The organism is Paraburkholderia sp. J67 (assembly GCF_905220265.1).
Classification (GTDB): domain Bacteria; phylum Pseudomonadota; class Gammaproteobacteria; order Burkholderiales; family Burkholderiaceae; genus Paraburkholderia.
Genome location: NZ_CAJMZK010000003.1, coordinates 81,486 through 99,147, shown reverse-complemented (window position 1 = coordinate 99,147; position 17,662 = coordinate 81,486). Strand labels below are relative to the sequence as shown.

Below are 17,662 nucleotides of genomic sequence, written 5' to 3'. Positions count from 1 at the left end.
GACGTCGCGGGTTCTTAGGCGAACTGACGCAGGAAGCGCAGATCGCCTTCAAAGAACAGGCGCAGATCCTGCACGCCATAGCGCAGCATCGTCAGGCGTTCGAGCCCGCTACCGAATGCAAAGCCGATGTAGCGCTCCGGATCGAGGCCCATGTTGCGGATGACGGTCGGATGCACCTGGCCCGAACCCGAGATCTCGAGCCACTTGCCCGCGTTCTTGCCGTGTTCGAACATCATGTCGATTTCCGCCGACGGCTCCGTGAACGGGAAGTACGACGGGCGGAAACGCACCTGGATGTCGTCGCGCTCGAAGAACTTCTTCAGGAAGTCGCTGTAGACGCCCTTCAGATCCGCGAAGCTGATGTTCTCTTCGATCCACAGGCCTTCGACCTGGTTGAACATCGGCGAGTGGGTAGCGTCGCTGTCCACACGGTACGTACGGCCCGGCACGATCACCTTGATCGGCGGCGTGTGCGTACGCGCATAACGCACCTGCATCGGGCTCGTGTGGGTGCGCAGCAGCAGTTGACGGCCATCGGCGTCCTTGCCGTCCACGTAGAACGTGTCCTGCATCGAGCGCGCCGGATGGTTTTCCGGGCTGTTGAGCGAGGTGAAGTTGAACCAGTCGGTTTCGATCTCGGGACCATCGGCCACGTCGAAGCCGATCGAGCCGAAGATCTGCTCGACGCGTTCCCACGTCTGCATCACCGGATGCAGACTGCCCGTGCCCGTACCGCGGCCCGGCAGCGTGACGTCGATCGCCTCGGCGGCGAGACGCTGGTTCAGCAGCGCGTCAGCCAGCGCCTGGCGGCGCGCATTGAGCGCGGCTTCCACCTGCTGCTTGACGGCGTTGATGCGCGCACCTTCGGTCTTGCGCGTTTCCGGGTCGAGCTTGCCAAGGCCCTTGAGCAGTTCGGTCAGTGCGCCCGACTTGCCCAGAAAGCGAGCCTTCTCGTTTTCAAGCGTGTTGACGTCGGGGGCGGAAGCGAAGGCGCGTTGCGCATCGGCGACAATCTGGTCCAGGTCCATTGATCCCATCTTTTCAGCGTCAGTGTTTGAGACTTGAGCGGTGCATTACACATGGCCGTCCGCGAGTGTGACGCGCGTTCACGACGACATGAAGGCACCACATGAAGCGGCGCGAAGTGGCGGCACGCAGCGTGCAACCAGGCGACCGCACATGAAGCGCGCAGGAAGCGCTTCACCAACAAAAACGGGGCTCGGTGAGGAGCCCCGTTTTTGTTGCAGCATCACCGAAACAACCGGATGCTGCTGCAACGAACCTGCGCAATACCTGACTTAGTTGTCTAAGTTAGGCAGCGACGGCGGCCTTCACTTGCTTGACGATCGCAGCAAATGCAGCCTTGTCGAACACAGCCATGTCAGCCAGAACCTTACGATCGAGTTCGATCGAAGCCTTCTTCAGGCCGTTGATGAACACGCTGTAGGTCATGTCGTGCTGACGCACCGCCGCGTTGATACGCGTGATCCACAGTGCGCGGAACACACGCTTCTTGTTGCGGCGATCGCGGTAGGCGTATTGGCCTGCGCGCATGACCGCCTGCTTGGCGATGCGATAGACGTTATTGCGACGGCCGCGGTAACCCTTGGCCAGGTTGATGATCTTCTTGTGGCGGGCCCGTGCGGTAACCCCACGTTTGACTCGAGGCATGAGTTGCTCCTATGAGTTGTCGGTTGAGGATTACGCGAACGGCAGCATTGCGCGAACGGACTTCAGATCGGAATCATGAACGGCCGTTGCACCACGCAGGTGACGCTTATTCTTGGTGGTCTTCTTGGTCAGAATGTGACGCTTGAAGGCTTGACCGCGCTTGACGGTACCACCCGGACGAACCACGAAGCGCTTTGCGGCGCTCTTCTTGGTCTTCATCTTGGGCATGACAAAAACTCCAATTATTTGATGGACATGGGTGTGCGGCTGGCTCCCACGCATGGCTTTGACACCCTGCGCTTTTGCCCTCTTACCGCCCTTCGAAACCCACTCCACTTGTTTTGCAGCCTGCGCGTTCAAAAAAGACGAACTCGCCGCCGCTTTCAGGAAAAACGCCCGTTAGCTGCACTTGCGTGCAGCGCGCGGGCGCCATTTCCGGAACCTGCTGCATGTCTTGCGCTTAAGCGCACAAGACACCTGAGAACTGCCTGAAACGTCGCGCAGTGTAGATCACTCCACTGCGCGCCGCATCACTTCTTTTTCTTCGGCGAGAGCACCATGATCATCTGGCGCCCTTCCATCTTCGGCATCTGCTCGACCTGACCGACTTCTTCGAGGTCGGTGCGCAGACGCTCCAGCATACGCATGCCGATTTCCTGGTGGGCCATTTCGCGGCCGCGGAAACGCAACGTGATCTTCGTCTTGTCGCCCTCATCGAGGAAGCGGACGAGATTGCGCAGCTTGACGTTGTAATCGCCGTCATCGGTACCCGGGCGGAATTTGACTTCCTTGACCTGGATGACCTTCTGCTTGAGCTTGGCCTCGTGCTGCTTCTTGGACTCCTGGTATTTGAACTTGCCGTAGTCCATCAGGCGGCACACGGGCGGCACAGCCTGGGGAGCAATTTCAACCAGATCGACGTCCTGCTGTTCCGACATGCGGAACGCTTCAGCCAGCTTTACGATACCGAGCGGCTCGTTGTCGATTCCGACGAGACGCACCTCGGGTGCAGAGATTTCACCGTTGATGCGATGCGACTTATCCGTAGCGATGTTACGTTTCCTCTAAAAATTAAAAAAACGAGCCGCGCTGCCAGGTGGCTTACTTGAACGTCTTGACGTCCTGCGCCAGACGCTCAGCGAATGCGTCGACGGGCATCACACCCAGATCGACACCGCCACGGGCACGCACGGCTACCGTTTGTGCTTCACGCTCTTTGTCACCGACAACCAGCAGGTACGGGACCTTCTCAAGCGTGTGCTCGCGTATTTTATAGCTAATTTTCTCGTTGCGCAAATCCGCCTGCACTCTAACCCCTTGTTTTTGCAACGATTGGGTCAGATTAGCGGCATATTCGGCCTGACTTTCCGCGATATTCATCACAACGGCCTGTACTGGCGCGAGCCAGGACGGCATTGCACCAGCATGGTGCTCGATCAAAATACCGAGGAAACGCTCCATCGAACCGAGGATTGCACGGTGCAGCATGATCGGACGACGACGGCTGTTGTCCTCCGACACGTACTCGGCGCCAAGGCGCTCCGGCAGCACCATATCGAGCTGGAGCGTGCCGCACTGCCACGAACGGCCGAGCGCATCCTTGATGTGGTACTCGACCTTCGGACCGTAGAACGCACCCTCGCCCGGCAGCTCTTCCCACTCCAGACCACAGGCCTTCAGCGCGTCGCGCAGACCCTGTTCGGCGCGATCCCACGTTTCGTCCGTGCCCGCACGCGAATCCGGACGCAGCGACAGCTTGATGTCGATGTGTTCGAAGCCGAAATCCTTGTAGACGCTCATCGCCAGCGTATTGAAGGCGATCGACTCGGCGATGATCTGGTCTTCCGTACAGAAGATGTGCGCATCGTCTTGCACGAAGCCGCGCACACGCATCAGGCCGTGCAGTGCGCCCGACGCCTCGTTGCGGTGGCACGAGCCGAATTCCGCGTAACGCAGCGGCAGATCGCGGTACGAGCGCAGGCCGTGGTTGAACACCTGGACGTGGCCCGGGCAGTTCATCGGCTTGACCGCGTAGTCGCGCTTTTCCGACTCCGTCGTGAACATGTTTTCACGATAGTTCTGCCAGTGGCCCGACGCTTCCCAGAGCGAGCGGTCCATGATCATCGGCGTCTTGATTTCGTCGTAGCCGGCCACGCGCAGACGGGCGCGCATGTACTGCTCGACCTGCTGCCAGAGCGTCCAGCCCTTCGGGTGCCAGAACACCATGCCCGGCGACTCGTCCTGCATGTGGAACAGGTCGAGCTGCTTGCCAAGCTTGCGGTGATCGCGCTTCTCAGCCTCTTCGAGATTGTGAAGATAGAGTTCCTGATCTTCCTTCTTCGTCCAGGCCGTGCCGTAAATGCGCTGCAGCTGCTCGTTCTTCGCATCGCCGCGCCAGTAGGCGCCCGCGACCTTCATCAGCTTGAAGACCTTGAGCTTGCCCGTGGACGGCACGTGCGGGCCACGGCACAGATCCGTAAAGCCGCCGTGCGAGTACAGCTTGATGTCCTGATCGCCGGGAATCGACTCGATGATCTCAGCCTTGTACTTCTCGCCGATGCTCTTGAAGTAATCCACCGCCTCGTCGCGCGAAACGACACGGCGCGTGACCGCTTCGTCCTTCTTCGCGAGTTCCTGCATGCGCTTTTCGATCTTTTCGAGATCTTCGGGCGTGAAGGGACGGCTATAGGCGAAATCGTAGTAGAAGCCGTTGTCGATGACCGGGCCGATCGTGACCTGCGCTTCCGGGTACAGCTCCTTCACCGCGTAGGCGAGCAAGTGAGCCGCGGAGTGACGGATGATGTCGAGACCGTCGGCATCCTTTTCCGTAACGATGGCCAGCGATGCGTCGTGATCGATCAGCGTCGACGTGTCGACCAGCTCGCCGTCGAGCTTGCCGCCGAGCGCCGCCTTGGCGAGGCCGGCACCAATCGAAGCCGCCACTTCGGCGACCGTGACGGGGTGATCGTACTGTCGAACCGAACCGTCGGGCAGACGTATCGCAACCATGTTTTTCTCCAGAAGCGCCGCATGCGGCACATCGTATTGTGTTCGGGGGAGATCGCCGCTATGGCGACCCGATAAAATTTCGCGGCGAAAAAAAATGCGGCCCCGCTTTCGAGGGGCCGCATTCACTTTTCAAACCAGATTGCAGGGCGAAAGAGGTCCTCGACTAGCGTCGCTCCGAAGTAGTTTCGGTCAACGTTCGCGGTGTCATAACCGTATTCGCCTTGAGCGCCAAGCGCCTTACTGCTGTGAAGCCCCGATGCCAACACGCACACCGCGACTTCGATTTCGTTGGTAGGCTCGATTGGACTCGAACCAACGACCCCCACCATGTCAAGGTGGTGCTCTAACCAGCTGAGCTACGAGCCTGAAGAAGCAAGACTATATGACACTTTCGCGGAGTTGGCAAGTGCTTTTTTGCGGTGCGACAAAAACATCGCCGCACCCGAGGACCTTCAGCCCTTGCGGAACGCGCGAACCACACCGCCCACTTCACCCAGCAGGACGCAGGCGCGCTGGATTTGCGCCGAACTCGACACCTCGACCGTGAACTGCATATAGGCCGCGTTGCGACGCGACTGCGTCTTCACGCCGATCACGTTCATCTTCTCCCGTGCGAACACTTCGGAGATATCGCGCAGCAGGCCCTGGCGGTCGGTGGCCTCGATCGAAATATCGACCGGATAGACCGACTGCCCGCGCCCGCCCATCACATCGGCGGACCAGGTAGTCTGAAGCACGCGCTCGGGCGAACGGCGCGCCATGCGCTGGAACGTAGCGCAATCGCTGCGGTGGATCGACATGCCCTTGCCGCGCGTAACGAAACCGCAGATCGGGTCGGGCGGCGCCGGACGGCAGCAACGCGCAAGCTGCGTGAGCAGCGCATCCACGCCCACCACCAGCACGCCCGACGAGCCGCCATGCGTGACGTTCGAGCCGCTTGCGCGCTTGGTCAACTGCTCGGGCGTTTCCTCCTCGGGCTCGGGGGCCGGCGCGTCGCTGAGCGCCTGCTCGACGTAACGCAGGCTGAACTCTTCCTTGCCGACCACGCTGAAGAACTCGTCGGTCGACTTGAAGCCCAGCTTGGCCGCGAGCTGATCGAGATTGACCGAGGTGCGCCCCTCGCGCTGCAAGGTCTTTTCGACCATCGCGCGGCCGTTGGCGATGTTCTCCTGCGCTTCGATCCCGTTGAACCATGCGCGCACTTTCTGGCGCGCGCGGTGGCTCTGCAGATAGCCGAGTTGCGGGTTGAGCCAGTCGCGCGACGGGCCGCCCTCCTTCACCGCGACAATCTCGACGGTCTGGCCATTTTGCAGATGCGTGTTGAGCGGCACCATCGCGCCGTCGACGCGCGCACCGCGGCAGCGATGACCCAGTTCGCTATGCAGGTGATACGCGAAATCGAGCGGCGTGGCGCCCTGCGGCAGCGCGATCACGCGCGCCTGAGGCGTGAGCACGTAGATGTGATCGTCGTCGAGCGTCGCCTGGCGCAGTTGCTCCCAAGGCTGACGGCCATCGGCCACATCGTCCTTCCACGCCAGCAACTGGCGCAGCCACGCGATCTTCTCGTCATAGCTGCTGCTCGCGCTGAACTGGCCGCCGTAGCCCTTCGCCCCCGCTTCCTTATAGCGCCAGTGCGCGGCCACGCCATATTCCGCGAACTGATGCATCTCCTGAGTACGGATCTGCACTTCGAACGCCCGCCCGTCGTCGCCGACCACGACCGTATGCAGCGAGCGATAGCCGTTGGGCTTGGGCCGCGAGATGTAATCGTCGAATTCGCGCGGCACCGGCTGCCAGAGGTTGTGCACGATGCCCAGCACCGTGTAGCAATCCTTGATGTCGCGCACGATCACGCGGAACGCACGCACGTCGTACAGCTCGGCGAAGTCGATCTCCTTGCCGCGCATCTTCTTCCAGATGCTGTAGATGTGCTTGGGACGCCCGCTCACTTCAGCGTCGATATGCGCACTGGCCAGTTCGTGACGCAGCCGCGCGATGGCATCGGCCACATAGCTCTCGCGCTCCACGCGCTTCTCGTCGAGCAGCTTGGCGATGCGCTTGTAGGTCACCGGTTCCTCGAAGCGGAACGCGAGGTCTTCAAGCTCCCACTTCAGTTGCCAGATGCCGAGTCGATTGGCGAGCGGCGCATAGATGTCCAGCGTCTCGCGCGAAATCTCGGGCGCAGGCGTGACCTTGGCCGCCGCATAAAACCGCAGCGACTGCAAGCGCGACGCCAGGCGGATCAGCACCACGCGGATATCCTGCGCGAAGGCGAGCAGCATCTTGCGCAGCGACTCGACCTGGGCACGACGCGCGGCCTGCGCATCGCGGCTCTCGCGACCGCTCTCGGGCGCGGCGTTTTGCGCGGCCGCGCGCAGGCTGACCGTGCCCAGACGCAGCAGCTTGCGCACGTCGAAGACCAGCTTCGTGACTTCGGCGCCGAAGCGCGCCTCGAGCGTCGCCTCGGGATTGTCGAGATGCTGGGCGATGTTGAAGAGCGCCGCCGCCAGCACCGCGGGCGGATCGACGTTCAGGCGGATCATGATCGACGCCGTGCCCTGTGCGTGCTCGACGAGGGGCTCGCCCGTGGACAGGCGCGCATCGCCGGCGTGCTCGCGCACGAACGCGAGCGTGTCGTCGAGCGACGGCAGCGCGTCGTAGGAAGAGGCTTCGGCGGGAACGGGGGGTACAGTGTCGCTGCTCATGAGACATCGCCCGCCGGCGTACCGGCCAGGCTGCAAACTACGGTGAAACAACGGTAATGCGGTCCAACGACGATCGCTGGCGATAACGGAGCGCGGCTCTCGCTGCGCTGCCGTCGTGGAGCGAGGCCGCGGGACGTCGTCACGCGGCCCGTCACGCGTAAGGTGCGCTTATTCGCGCTGCGCAGCCACCACGACGATTTCGACGAGGCATTCCGGATTCGCAAGCTTCGCTTCGACGGTCGCACGCGGCGGCGTGGCGCCCTGCGCCACCCACTTGTCCCACTCGGCGTTCATGCCGGGGAAATCCTTCATCTCGGCGATGTAGATCTGCACCGACAGCAGCAGCGACTTGTCGCTGTTCGCCTCGCCCAGCAGGCGGTCGATGTGGCCCAGCACTTCACGCGTCTGACCGGCGATGTCCTGCTTCGTGTCTTCGGCGATCTGGCCAGCCAGATAGACCGTGCCATTATGGATGGCGGTTTCCGAAAGACGCGGGCCGACGTGGTGACGAATGACTGCCATGAAAAATCCTGTTGAGGTTGAGGGTCCGGGTGAGTCCCAAAGCGCCCGTCGCACACCACCGTGGCGCCGGGCAATCCCATTATTATGACGCGCCGGCCGGCTATGCGGCGAAGAAACGGCGCGCGATCTCGATCTGGTCAGGCGCAAGGAAGGCAGGCGCATGGCCGACGCCAGCGATTTCGACACTCGAAAGCTGCTGACCTGTCGCCTCCATCTTCGCCACAGTTTCTCGCGAAAGCAGATCGGAAAGCTCGCCTCGCACCGCCAGTACCGGCCCCTTGAACGCCGCGAGCGAGCGCCACAGGAACTGCTCGCCCTGCTCGTTCTGCTCCGGCGTCACGCCCTTGAAGGCCTCGGAAATGCGCGGGTCGTAACGGTAGCGCCATGCGCCATCGACCTCGTGCAGCAAGGGCGTGTTGATCTCGCGCCACTCATCGGCCGTGAGCGGGCCGAACGACGCCGCGAGCAACGCGGCGTTGTCGATCCCCTCCTGCAACGAGCCGAACGACACGTCGCGCCCCACATATTCGCCGATGCGATCGAGCGAAGCCGGTTCGATATGCGGACCAATATCGTTGAGCAGCATACGGCCAATGGGCGCGTCGGGCAGCCCGGCGAGCGCCATGCCGATCAAGCCGCCCATCGACGTGCCGAACCAGTCCACCTTCCCGACGCCGGTGCGCGCAATCAAGGTGACCATGTCCGCGACGTACTGGGCAACGCCATAGCCGCGCGGATCGACCAGCCACGAAGACAAGCCGCGTCCCACCACATCGGGACAAACCACGCGATACGTATCGGCCAGCGCGGCGGCCACGCGGTCGAAATCACGGCTCGAACGCGTGAGGCCATGCACGCAGACGAGCACGCGCGGATTGGCGGGATCGCCCCACTCGGTATACGCCAGGCGGTGTAGACCCGAAGGGCTGAGACACTGGACGTCATGCTGACGCGGCACGGCAGACGAAACGGTCATCGCTGGATCCTCGCTGAAAGCGTTCAAAAGCGTGGGGCCATTGTAAACGGCTTTGCGGGGCGGGACCGGAGGGCGCGCCACCGCACGGCGGCTCTGGCGCCGCCCGAGCCCTGACCGGACGCGGACACGGCGTCTGCGCCATCGGCCATCTGGCCTATGCCGTCTGGCCGAGGTTTCAGGCGCACGCAAACGCGCCAGAATGGTTCCATAGAAATCGTCATAACCGTCAAAACAAAACGGGCGGAACCGAAGTTCCACCCGCCTGTGACATGCCACTTTCAGCGATTAACGCGTTGCCACGTTCAGCTCACCGCGCTCACGTCGAGCGGTGCGCCCGTCTTGGCCTTGATCTCGTCCACGCTCACGCCGGGCGCGAGTTCGGTCACCTTCAAGCCCGCGTCGCTTACTTCAAGCACGCCGAGGTCGGTGATGATCAGATCGACCACGCCCACGCCCGTGAGCGGCAGCGTGCAGGCTTCGAGAATCTTGTGCTGGTCGCCCTTGGCCACATGCTCCATGAGCACGACCACGCGGCCGACACCGGCCACGAGGTCCATCGCGCCGCCCATGCCCTTGATCATCTTGCCCGGGATCATCCAGTTGGCCAGGTCGCCCTTCTCGCTCACCTGCATCGCGCCCAGGATCGCGAGGTTGATGTGGCCGCCGCGAATCATCGCGAACGAGTCCGCCGAGGAGAAAATCGACGAACCGGGCAGCGTCGTCACGGTCTGCTTGCCCGCGTTGATCATGTCGGCGTCCACCTGGTCTTCGGTCGGGAACGGGCCGATGCCCAGCAAGCCGTTTTCCGATTGCAGCCAGACTTCCACGCCTTGCGGCACGTGATTGGCCACGAGCGTCGGCAGGCCGATGCCCAGGTTCACATAGAAGCCGTCCTGCAGTTCCTTCGCCGCGCGTGCGGCCATTTCGTCACGATTCCATGCCATGATCGGTCTCCCTTCTTATGCGCTCGCCGCGGCGCGCACGGTGCGTTGTTCGATGCGTTTTTCCGGTTGCGCATTGAGGACGATGCGCTGCACGAAGATGCCCGGCGTATGAATCGCATCCGGATCGAGTTCGCCGTTCTCAACGATCTCTTCCACTTCCGCGACCGTGATCTTGCCCGCCATCGCGCACATCGGGTTGAAGTTGCGCGCCGTGCGGCGATAGATCAGGTTGCCCGATTTGTCGGCTTTCCACGCCTTCACAAGTGCGACGTCGGCCGTGAGCGAGTGCTCCAGCACGTAGTGCTTGTCGCCGAACTGGCGCGTTTCCTTGCCCTCGGCGATCAGCGTGCCGAAACCCGTGTTGGTGAAGAATGCCGGAATGCCAGCACCGCCCGCGCGCAGCTTTTCCGCCAGCGTGCCCTGCGGCGTGAATTCGAGCTCGAGTTCGCCCGACAGATACTGACGCTCGAATTCCTTGTTCTCGCCCACATAGGACGAGACCATTTTCTTGATCTGGCGCGTTTCCAGCAGCAGACCGAGGCCGAAGCCGTCCACGCCCGCATTGTTGCTGATGCACGTAATGCCCTTCACGCCCGAATCGCGCAGCGCGCCGATCAGCGCCTCCGGAATGCCGCACAGCCCGAAACCGCCGACCGCGAAGGTCTGGCCGTCCTTGACGATGCCCTCGAGCGCGGCAGCCGCGCTTCCATAGACTTTGTTCATCAGTGTGTCCCTTCCTCGAATGGAAATACGTCGATGCGTCGTTCGATCAATCTTGTTGTTCAGCCTGCCACGCGAGCGTGGCGCACGCCCGGATGCCACATTCTAGTCATGCCCGGGTGGCGCTGCCGTGAACCCGGCGCGCACCCCGCGTAGTCCTCTGATGGTTGGCAAGCGTACGCTGGACGGGCAATGCGGCACAATACGCAAAACTACATAAAGCCATACCCGTATCAACCGCCATGCCCGAATCCGAGACACCCGCTGCCACTTCCGCCGCCCTGCCGCCCCCCGCGCTCGATTACCAGACCGCCTTCCATCTCGCGCCCATCGGTCTCGTGATCGCCCGCGCGCGCATCATCGAAGACTGCAACGAAGCGGTCTGCGCGATTTTCCGCTGCCCGCGCGAGGCGCTGCTCGGGCAGTCGTTTCAGGTGCTGTATCCGTCGGCGGACGAGTTCGAGCGCATCGGCGAGCGCATTCCGCCCATCATGACGGCGCAAGGCAGCTACGCCGACGACCGCATCATGAAGCGCGCGAACGGCGAACTGTTCTGGTGCCACGTGACGGGCCGCTCGCTCGATCGAGCGGCGCCCCATGCGGCGGGCGTGTGGACATTCGAGGATCTGAGCGCGACGCGGCGCGTCGCCGTGGAGCTCACGCCGCGCGAGCGCGAAATCGCCGCGCAACTGGTCACGGGCAAGACGAGCAAGCAGATCGGGCGGATTCTGGACATCAGCCCGCGCACGGTGGACGTCTACCGCGCGCGGCTGATGCGCAAGTACGACACGGGCAACGCCACCGAACTGCTGCAACGCTTGCTGGGGCAGTGAGCGATGCCGTGGCGCAAGAAAGTGGCGCAAGAAAGCGCCACAAGGAAGGCAATCGCGGAGATCAACGCGCCTTGACGAGCGGCGCGTTTTCGATGGTCGCACGCAGGTTGTCCGGAATCGGCACCGACTTGCCCGCTTCATAGTCGATCCAGACGCAGCGCGCGTTGCCGCGCGCGTAGACCGTGTCGGGATCGTCCACGCGGCGCAGCTCGAAACCCGTGTCGAAGCTGCTGCGGCCAGGCTGGCCCACCGTCATCGTGCAGACGATGTCGCCCGGATAGTGCAGTTGCCGCAAGAACTCCATCGACGCGTTGACGATCACGGGCCCTTGCCCGTTGCCCGCCTCGCGGCTCTCGCCGGCTACGCCAAGCTGCTCGAACCAGGAAATCCGCACCTGCTCCATGTAGCGGAAATAGACCGTGTTGTTCACGTGACCGAACGCGTCCATGTCGCCCCAACGGATCGGCATGGTCATCTCAAAAACTGGGTGGTATTCACTCATTGCACTTCGACTTCGGGTTACTCGGATACGTTAAGGAAAATCGCGGGGCTCAGGTCAGGCCGAAACCATCGTCGGCGGTGATGATCGAGCCGTTCATGAAGGCCGACTCATCGGCGGCGAGCAATAGCAGCAGGCCGTCGAGGTCGGCGGGCGTGCCCACCCGGTGGCGCGGCAGCATGGAGACGAGCTTCTGCCCCTGCTCGGTCGCCCAGTGGTGATGGTTGATCTCGGTATCGATATAACCGGGACAGATCGCGTTGACGTTGATGCCGTGACGGCCCCACTCCAGCGCCATCGCCTTCGTCATGTGCACGACGGCCGCCTTGCTGATCGAATAAAGGCCGATCTGCGGCAGCACGCTCAGCCCCGCCACCGAGGCAATATTAATGATGCGGTACGCGGGCTTCGAGGCGCCGCCGTTGCCGCGCATGATCATCCGTTTGGCCACCTCCTGCGCAACGAAAAAGGCGCCGCGCGTGTTGGTGTCGAAGACATACTCGAAGTCGGCGGGCGTGACGTCGGCGAGCTTTTGGGTGGTCGACACACCCGAGTTGTTGACGAGGATGTCGATGGTGCCCGCTTCGGTTTCCGCATGCGCGACCGCCGAACGGATGCTCTGGTAATCCGTGACGTCGAGCGACACCACGTGCGCGGCGCCGCCGTCGGCTTCGATTTCCGCGCGCAGTTCCTTGAGCCGCTCGACACGCCGGCTCGCCAGCACGACCTTCGCGCCTGCCTGCGAGAGCACCTGGGCGAAACGCTTGCCGAGCCCGCTCGACGCGCCGGTGATCATCGCCACCTTTCCTTCCAGATTGATCGAACGGCCCATTTTCGCTTCCTGTTCAAGGGATGACGGGGCGCCGGAATACGCCATGGGCAGTGAGCCGGGCATTCTGGCACAAAATAGAACGATCGTGCTAATACGGGTTTGTCGGGTTGCGGCAAGGGGAACGTTACCCGACAATACGAACCCGAAAAAAGCATTCTAATGGCAAGAGGAGCTTTAATGACCCCCACAAGTCTCTTGGAGCAATACGGCCCACGCGAGTCGATGGAGTATGACGTCGTGATCGTCGGCGGCGGCCCGGCTGGGCTGTCGGCGGCAATCCGCCTCAAACAACTGGCGGCTGAAAAAGGCGCCGAGATCGGCGTGTGCGTGCTGGAAAAAGGCTCTGAAATCGGGGCGCATATCCTCTCGGGCGCGGTCATGGATCCGCGTGCGATCAATGAACTCTTTCCCGACTGGAAGGAGCAAGGCGCGCCGCTGAACGTGCCGGTAACGGAAGACAAGTTCCTGTTTCTGTCGGAAACGGGCGCGAAGTCCGTGCCGAACTGGGCGCTGCCCGACAACTTCAAGAACCACGGCAATTACGTCATCAGTCTCGCGAACGTGACGCGCTGGCTGGGTCAGCAGGCTGAAGCGCTGGGCGTGGAAATCTTCCCGGGCTTTCCCGCGGCTGAGGTTCTGTACAACGACGATGGCTCGGTCAAGGGCGTCGCCACCGGCAACATGGGTGTCGGCAAGGACGGCGAGCCGACCGAGAATTTCCAGCTCGGCATGGAATTGCACGCGAAGTACACGCTCTTCTGCGAAGGCGCGCGCGGGCATCTGGGCCGTCAGCTGAACGAGAAGTTCAAGCTTGGCAAGGACGCCGATCCGCAGGTTTACGGCATCGGCATCAAGGAATTGTGGGAGATCGATCCCGCGAAGCATCAGCCGGGTCTGGTGATTCACACGGCTGGCTGGCCGCTCGAAAGCGATACCTACGGCGGCTCGTTCCTGTATCACATCGACAACAACCAGGTGATGGTGGGTTTCGTCGTCGGCCTGGCTTATACGAATCCGTATCTTTCGCCGTTCGAGGAGTTCCAGCGCTATAAGACGCATCCGGCGATCCGCAAGTATCTGGAAGGCGGCAAGCGCGTGTCCTATGGCGCGCGCGCGATCACGGCGGGTGGCCTGATGTCGCTGCCGAAGCTTGCGTTCCCGGGCGGCGCGCTGGTCGGCGACGATGCGGGCTTCCTGAACGCCTCGCGTATCAAGGGCAGCCACGCCGCGATCAAGACCGGCATGCTCGCCGCCGAAGCGGCATTCGAAGCCGTCCAGGCAGGTCGTCAGAGCGACGAACTCACGGCCTATCCCGAGGGCTTCAAGAAGTCGTGGCTGTACGAGGAACTCTACAAGGCGCGCAACTTCAAGCAGTGGATGAGCAAGGGCCTGTACCTGGGCACGCTGATGGTTGGCATCGAGCAGAAGCTGCTCGGCGGCAACGTGCCCTGGACGCTGCACCACCAGCATCGCGACAACGAGATGCTCAAGCCGGCCTCGCAATGCAAGCCGATCGAGTATCCGAAGCCCGATGGCAAGCTCACGTTCGACCGGCTCTCTTCAGTGTTCATCTCGAACACGAATCACGAAGAAAACCAGCCCGCGCACTTGACGCTCAAGGATGCCAAGGTGCCCGTCGACGTGAACCTGCGCACCTACGCGGGCCCGGAAGCGCGCTTCTGCCCCGCCGCGGTGTATGAGTTCGTGAAGAACGACGACGGCAGCGATCGTCTGCAGATCAACGCGCAGAACTGCGTGCACTGCAAGACCTGCGACATCAAGGACCCGACGCAGAACATCGTGTGGGTCACGCCGGAAGGTGGCGGCGGTCCGAACTATCCGAACATGTAAGGCTGAAAATCTGCCTTCCGAAGGGCCGCGCGAGCGGCCCTTTTTGCTTTTCTAGCGTTGAATTTCATGAGACGCGGCCAACGCCGCCAGCGCGTGCTCCACGCGCCGCAGCACATCGTCCCACGCATCCGGCTGCGTCTGGCGAAACACCCGCGCGCTCGGATACCACGGGGAATCTTCACGGTCCCTGAACCAGCGCCAGCATGCGTCGTAACGCGACAGCACCCACACTGGCCGGCCCAGCGCGCCGGCCAGGTGCGCCATCGACGTATCGACGGTAATCACCAGATCGAGATTCGCGACGATGGCCGCCGTATCGGCGAAATCGCGGACATCGTCCATTGGATCGAACGGACGAAGTGCGGCGGGCAGGCTCGCAATCTGTGGACGCGTCGAGTCGCCCATTTGCAGGCTGACGAACGTGACACCCTGCGTGCCCAGCAGAGGAGCGAACGACTGCGCATCGAGCGAGCGGCGTTGGTCGAGCGCATTCGAGCTCGCCTGATCGGCCCGCGGATTGCCCGCCCACACGAGTCCGACCTTCAGCGCGCCTGCGGGCAAGCGGGCTTGCCACGTTTCGACGTCGGCCGCCTGCGCGTGCAGATACGGCACACGGGCCGGAATCGTCGCGACCGTCGTGGCGAAGCGCAACGGCAAACTCATCATCAGGCACCAGTAGTCATGGCGCTCGATGCGGCCTTGTCCGTTCAGTGGGATCACCTGATCGGCGCCTGCCAGCGATTCGAACAGCCGCTGCTGCGTGGGCGCGCACGCGAGGCTGACCTGTGCCGCGCCCAGCGCCTTGAGCATCGGCACGTAGCGGCAAAATTGCAGACTGTCGCCCAGCCCTTGCTCGGGCCATACCAGCACCGATTTGCCGACGAGCGATTCGCCCTGCCACTGCGGATACGGCACCGGCGGACGGGCGATCGCTTCCGGTCCGATCGCGGGGTCGTGCCGCGACTCATACAACGGCCACGCGGCGTCGTAGTCCCCGACACATAGCAGCGGCAACGCCAGATTCGCGCGCGCGGCGGCATAGTCGGGGCGCAGCGCAAGCGAGCGGCGATACGCGTCGATGGATTCCTCGACGCGCCCGAGTTGCCATAACGCATTGCCGAGGTTGTTATGCGCCTCGGCCAGATTCTCATTGAGCGACAGCGCACGGCGACACGCCGCCTCGGATTCTGGCAGCCGGTTCATGTCCTTGAGCAGCAGCCCTAGATTGTTCCAGGCCAATGCGTTGGTCGCATTGCGCGCGAGCGCCGCGCGATACGCGCCTTCGGCTTGCACGAGCCGGCCTCGACGCCAGTTCAGGAGGCCTTGATGGAGCAACGCGCCAATGTGGTCTGGATCGATCTCTAACGCGCGCGACAGCGCGGCTTCGGCATCGCCCATGCGCGCCTCGCGCATCAGCACAACGCCGAAATTGGAGAGTGCTGAGGCGTCATTCGGGCGCAGCGACAACACACGCTCATATGCGCGATGCGCGGCCCCGATGCGCCCCCGCTCGAACAACCACGCACCAAGGGCGAAGTGAGCATCGGCAAGTGCGCTGTGTGTGGCCAGCATCGGCGGCATGCCGGGCCGGCCGCGGTGCGCAAGCAGTCGCGCCGCCAGTTCGAGTGCGCCGGGATCAGCCGGCGAGACATCCAGCATCCGATCGAGTGCGTCGAGCGCGGCCTCGTAGGCACCCGCTGCGTGCAGCGACTGCGCGGACTGCCAGATATCGGAATGGGATGAGGAGGAAAGCGAGGAAGGAAGCGGAGCGTTCATCGAAACTACCCGAAGAAAGCGCGAAACGCGCCAATTCAGGCAATGTAGAAGGCTCCGCTGCGCCAGTACATTGGCGAAGTCTTAAAAAAGGCGAACCGGGCCGGCCATGCGACACCCGGCCGCGCCCTCTAATCCCTCAACTTATCAGGCGTCGCTGGCCGCGATCTTCGGCGTCGACACCACGACGTCGCCGTTTTGCGCACGGTGGCGCATGGCGTGGTCAATCAGCACGAGCGCCAGCATGGCTTCGGCGATCGGCGTAGCGCGAATGCCCACGCACGGATCGTGACGGCCAAAGGTCTCGACCACGGCCGGCTCGCCCGCCTTGTCGATCGAGCGGCGCGGCGTGCGGATGCTCGACGTCGGCTTGATCGCGATCGACACCGTGATGTCCTGCCCCGTCGAAATGCCGCCGAGAATGCCGCCCGCATGATTGCCGTGGAAGCCATTGGGCGTGAGTTCGTCGCCGTGCGTCGAGCCGCGCTGCGCGACGCTCGCGAAGCCCGCGCCAATCTCGATGCCCTTCACGGCATTGATGCCCATCATCGCGTGGGCGATGTCGGCGTCGAGGCGATCGAACAGCGGCTCGCCCCAGCCCACCGGCACACCGCTCGCGACCACATTGATGCGCGCCCCAATCGAATCACCATCCTTGCGCAGCGCGTCCATGTAGTCTTCGAGCTGCGGCACGACATCGGCGTTGGCCGAGAAGAACGGATTCTCGTGCACGTGCTGCCAGGACACGAACGGCACCTCGATTTCGCCGAGCGCGCTCATATAACCGCGCACTTCCACGCCAAAGCGCTCGCGCAGCCACTTCTTCGCGACCGCCCCCGCAGCGACCGTGGGCGCCGTCAACCGCGCCGACGAGCGGCCGCCGCCGCGATAGTCGCGGATACCGTACTTCTGCCAGTAGGTGTAGTCGGCGTGGCCAGGACGGAAGGTCTCGACGATGTTGCCGTAGTCCTTGCTGCGCTGGTCAGTGTTGCGGATCAGGAGCGCGATGGGCGTACCCGTCGTGACGCCTTCGAACACGCCCGAGAGGATTTCGACCTGGTCGGCTTCCTGGCGCTGCGTGACGTGGCGCGAGGTGCCGGGGCGGCGGCGGTCCAGATCGATCTGGATATCGGCTTCGGTGAGCGCCATGCCGGGCGGGCAGCCGTCGATGACACAGCCGATGGCGGGACCGTGGGACTCGCCGAAAGTGGTGACGGTGAAAAGCGTACCGAGCGTGTTGCCGGACATGGCAGTCGTCCAAAGTGATTCGGGGAATCCAGCATTATGCCAGCCCGCGCCAAGCCGCGCCCGGGCGGGCTGTCAGGGC

General features: G+C 63.0%; 16 protein-coding genes and 1 tRNA gene. 2 read left to right on the top strand and 15 right to left on the bottom strand.

Going from position 1 to position 17,662, the window contains the following annotated elements; translation table 11 throughout:
- Positions 1–14: 14 nt before the first annotated feature.
- The 11 genes from pheS to U5782_RS07325 all read right to left on the bottom strand — a co-directional run bounded on the left by pheS (position 15) and on the right by U5782_RS07325 (position 10,550).
- Positions 15–1,028 carry a phenylalanine--tRNA ligase subunit alpha gene (gene pheS, locus U5782_RS07375; protein WP_322043175.1) on the bottom strand — a complete coding sequence of 338 codons (1,014 nt, stop codon included), beginning with the start codon at positions 1,026–1,028 and terminating at the stop codon, positions 15–17.
- 283 nt (positions 1,029–1,311) lie between these two features.
- Positions 1,312–1,671 carry a 50S ribosomal protein L20 gene (gene rplT, locus U5782_RS07370; protein ID WP_004192938.1) on the bottom strand — a complete coding sequence of 120 codons (360 nt, stop codon included), beginning with the start codon at positions 1,669–1,671 and terminating at the stop codon, positions 1,312–1,314.
- Positions 1,672–1,701: 30 nt separating this feature from the next.
- On the bottom strand, positions 1,702–1,899 hold the full coding sequence (gene rpmI / locus U5782_RS07365; RefSeq protein ID WP_027793434.1) for a 50S ribosomal protein L35: 198 nt from the start codon (positions 1,897–1,899) through the stop codon (positions 1,702–1,704).
- Between the two features lie 302 nt (positions 1,900–2,201).
- Positions 2,202–2,723 (bottom strand): translation initiation factor IF-3, encoded by a 522-nt coding sequence (gene infC, locus U5782_RS07360; RefSeq protein WP_322043558.1) that lies wholly within the window; start codon positions 2,721–2,723, stop codon positions 2,202–2,204.
- Between the two features lie 49 nt (positions 2,724–2,772).
- Positions 2,773–4,680 (bottom strand): threonine--tRNA ligase, encoded by a 1,908-nt coding sequence (gene thrS, locus U5782_RS07355; protein ID WP_322043174.1) that lies wholly within the window; start codon positions 4,678–4,680, stop codon positions 2,773–2,775.
- 289 nt (positions 4,681–4,969) lie between these two features.
- A tRNA-Val gene (locus U5782_RS07350) sits at positions 4,970–5,046 on the bottom strand.
- 86 nt (positions 5,047–5,132) lie between these two features.
- Positions 5,133–7,385, bottom strand: a complete 2,253-nt coding sequence (locus U5782_RS07345) for a bifunctional (p)ppGpp synthetase/guanosine-3',5'-bis(diphosphate) 3'-pyrophosphohydrolase (RefSeq protein WP_322043173.1) — start codon at positions 7,383–7,385, stop codon at positions 5,133–5,135.
- Positions 7,386–7,553: 168 nt separating this feature from the next.
- Positions 7,554–7,907, bottom strand: coding sequence for a RidA family protein (locus U5782_RS07340; RefSeq protein ID WP_322043172.1), 354 nt, complete (start codon positions 7,905–7,907; stop codon positions 7,554–7,556).
- Positions 7,908–8,007: 100 nt separating this feature from the next.
- A complete protein-coding gene (locus U5782_RS07335; RefSeq protein ID WP_322043171.1) occupies positions 8,008–8,883 on the bottom strand; it encodes an alpha/beta hydrolase in 876 nt (291 codons plus the stop codon).
- Between the two features lie 302 nt (positions 8,884–9,185).
- Positions 9,186–9,827, bottom strand: a complete 642-nt coding sequence (locus U5782_RS07330) for a CoA transferase subunit B (protein ID WP_322043170.1) — start codon at positions 9,825–9,827, stop codon at positions 9,186–9,188.
- 15 nt (positions 9,828–9,842) lie between these two features.
- Positions 9,843–10,550, bottom strand: a complete 708-nt coding sequence (locus U5782_RS07325) for a CoA transferase subunit A (protein ID WP_322043169.1) — start codon at positions 10,548–10,550, stop codon at positions 9,843–9,845.
- A 239-nt stretch (positions 10,551–10,789) separates the two neighbouring features.
- Here U5782_RS07325 and U5782_RS07320 point away from each other — a divergent pair, with 239 nt between their 5' ends.
- A complete protein-coding gene (locus U5782_RS07320; protein ID WP_322043168.1) occupies positions 10,790–11,380 on the top strand; it encodes a LuxR C-terminal-related transcriptional regulator in 591 nt (196 codons plus the stop codon).
- A gap of 61 nt (positions 11,381–11,441) precedes the next feature.
- Here the strand turns inward: U5782_RS07320 and U5782_RS07315 are convergent, their stop codons facing one another.
- Together U5782_RS07315 and U5782_RS07310 are read right to left on the bottom strand one after the other, a co-directional pair.
- Entirely contained in the window at positions 11,442–11,882 is a 441-nt protein-coding gene (locus U5782_RS07315; RefSeq protein WP_322043167.1) for a thioesterase family protein, read from the bottom strand.
- Between the two features lie 49 nt (positions 11,883–11,931).
- Positions 11,932–12,711 carry an SDR family oxidoreductase gene (locus U5782_RS07310; protein ID WP_322043166.1) on the bottom strand — a complete coding sequence of 260 codons (780 nt, stop codon included), beginning with the start codon at positions 12,709–12,711 and terminating at the stop codon, positions 11,932–11,934.
- A 177-nt stretch (positions 12,712–12,888) separates the two neighbouring features.
- On the opposite strand from U5782_RS07310, the gene U5782_RS07305 reads away from it, so the two are divergent.
- Positions 12,889–14,562 carry an electron transfer flavoprotein-ubiquinone oxidoreductase gene (locus tag U5782_RS07305; protein ID WP_322043165.1) on the top strand — a complete coding sequence of 558 codons (1,674 nt, stop codon included), beginning with the start codon at positions 12,889–12,891 and terminating at the stop codon, positions 14,560–14,562.
- A 51-nt stretch (positions 14,563–14,613) separates the two neighbouring features.
- Here the strand turns inward: U5782_RS07305 and U5782_RS07300 are convergent, their stop codons facing one another.
- Positions 14,614–16,338 carry a tetratricopeptide repeat-containing glycosyltransferase family protein gene (locus tag U5782_RS07300; RefSeq protein WP_322043164.1) on the bottom strand — a complete coding sequence of 575 codons (1,725 nt, stop codon included), beginning with the start codon at positions 16,336–16,338 and terminating at the stop codon, positions 14,614–14,616.
- A 144-nt stretch (positions 16,339–16,482) separates the two neighbouring features.
- Complete coding sequence (aroC, locus tag U5782_RS07295) at positions 16,483–17,583, bottom strand: chorismate synthase (protein ID WP_322043163.1); 1,101 nt, start codon at positions 17,581–17,583, stop codon at positions 16,483–16,485.
- Positions 17,584–17,662 lie beyond the last annotated feature (79 nt).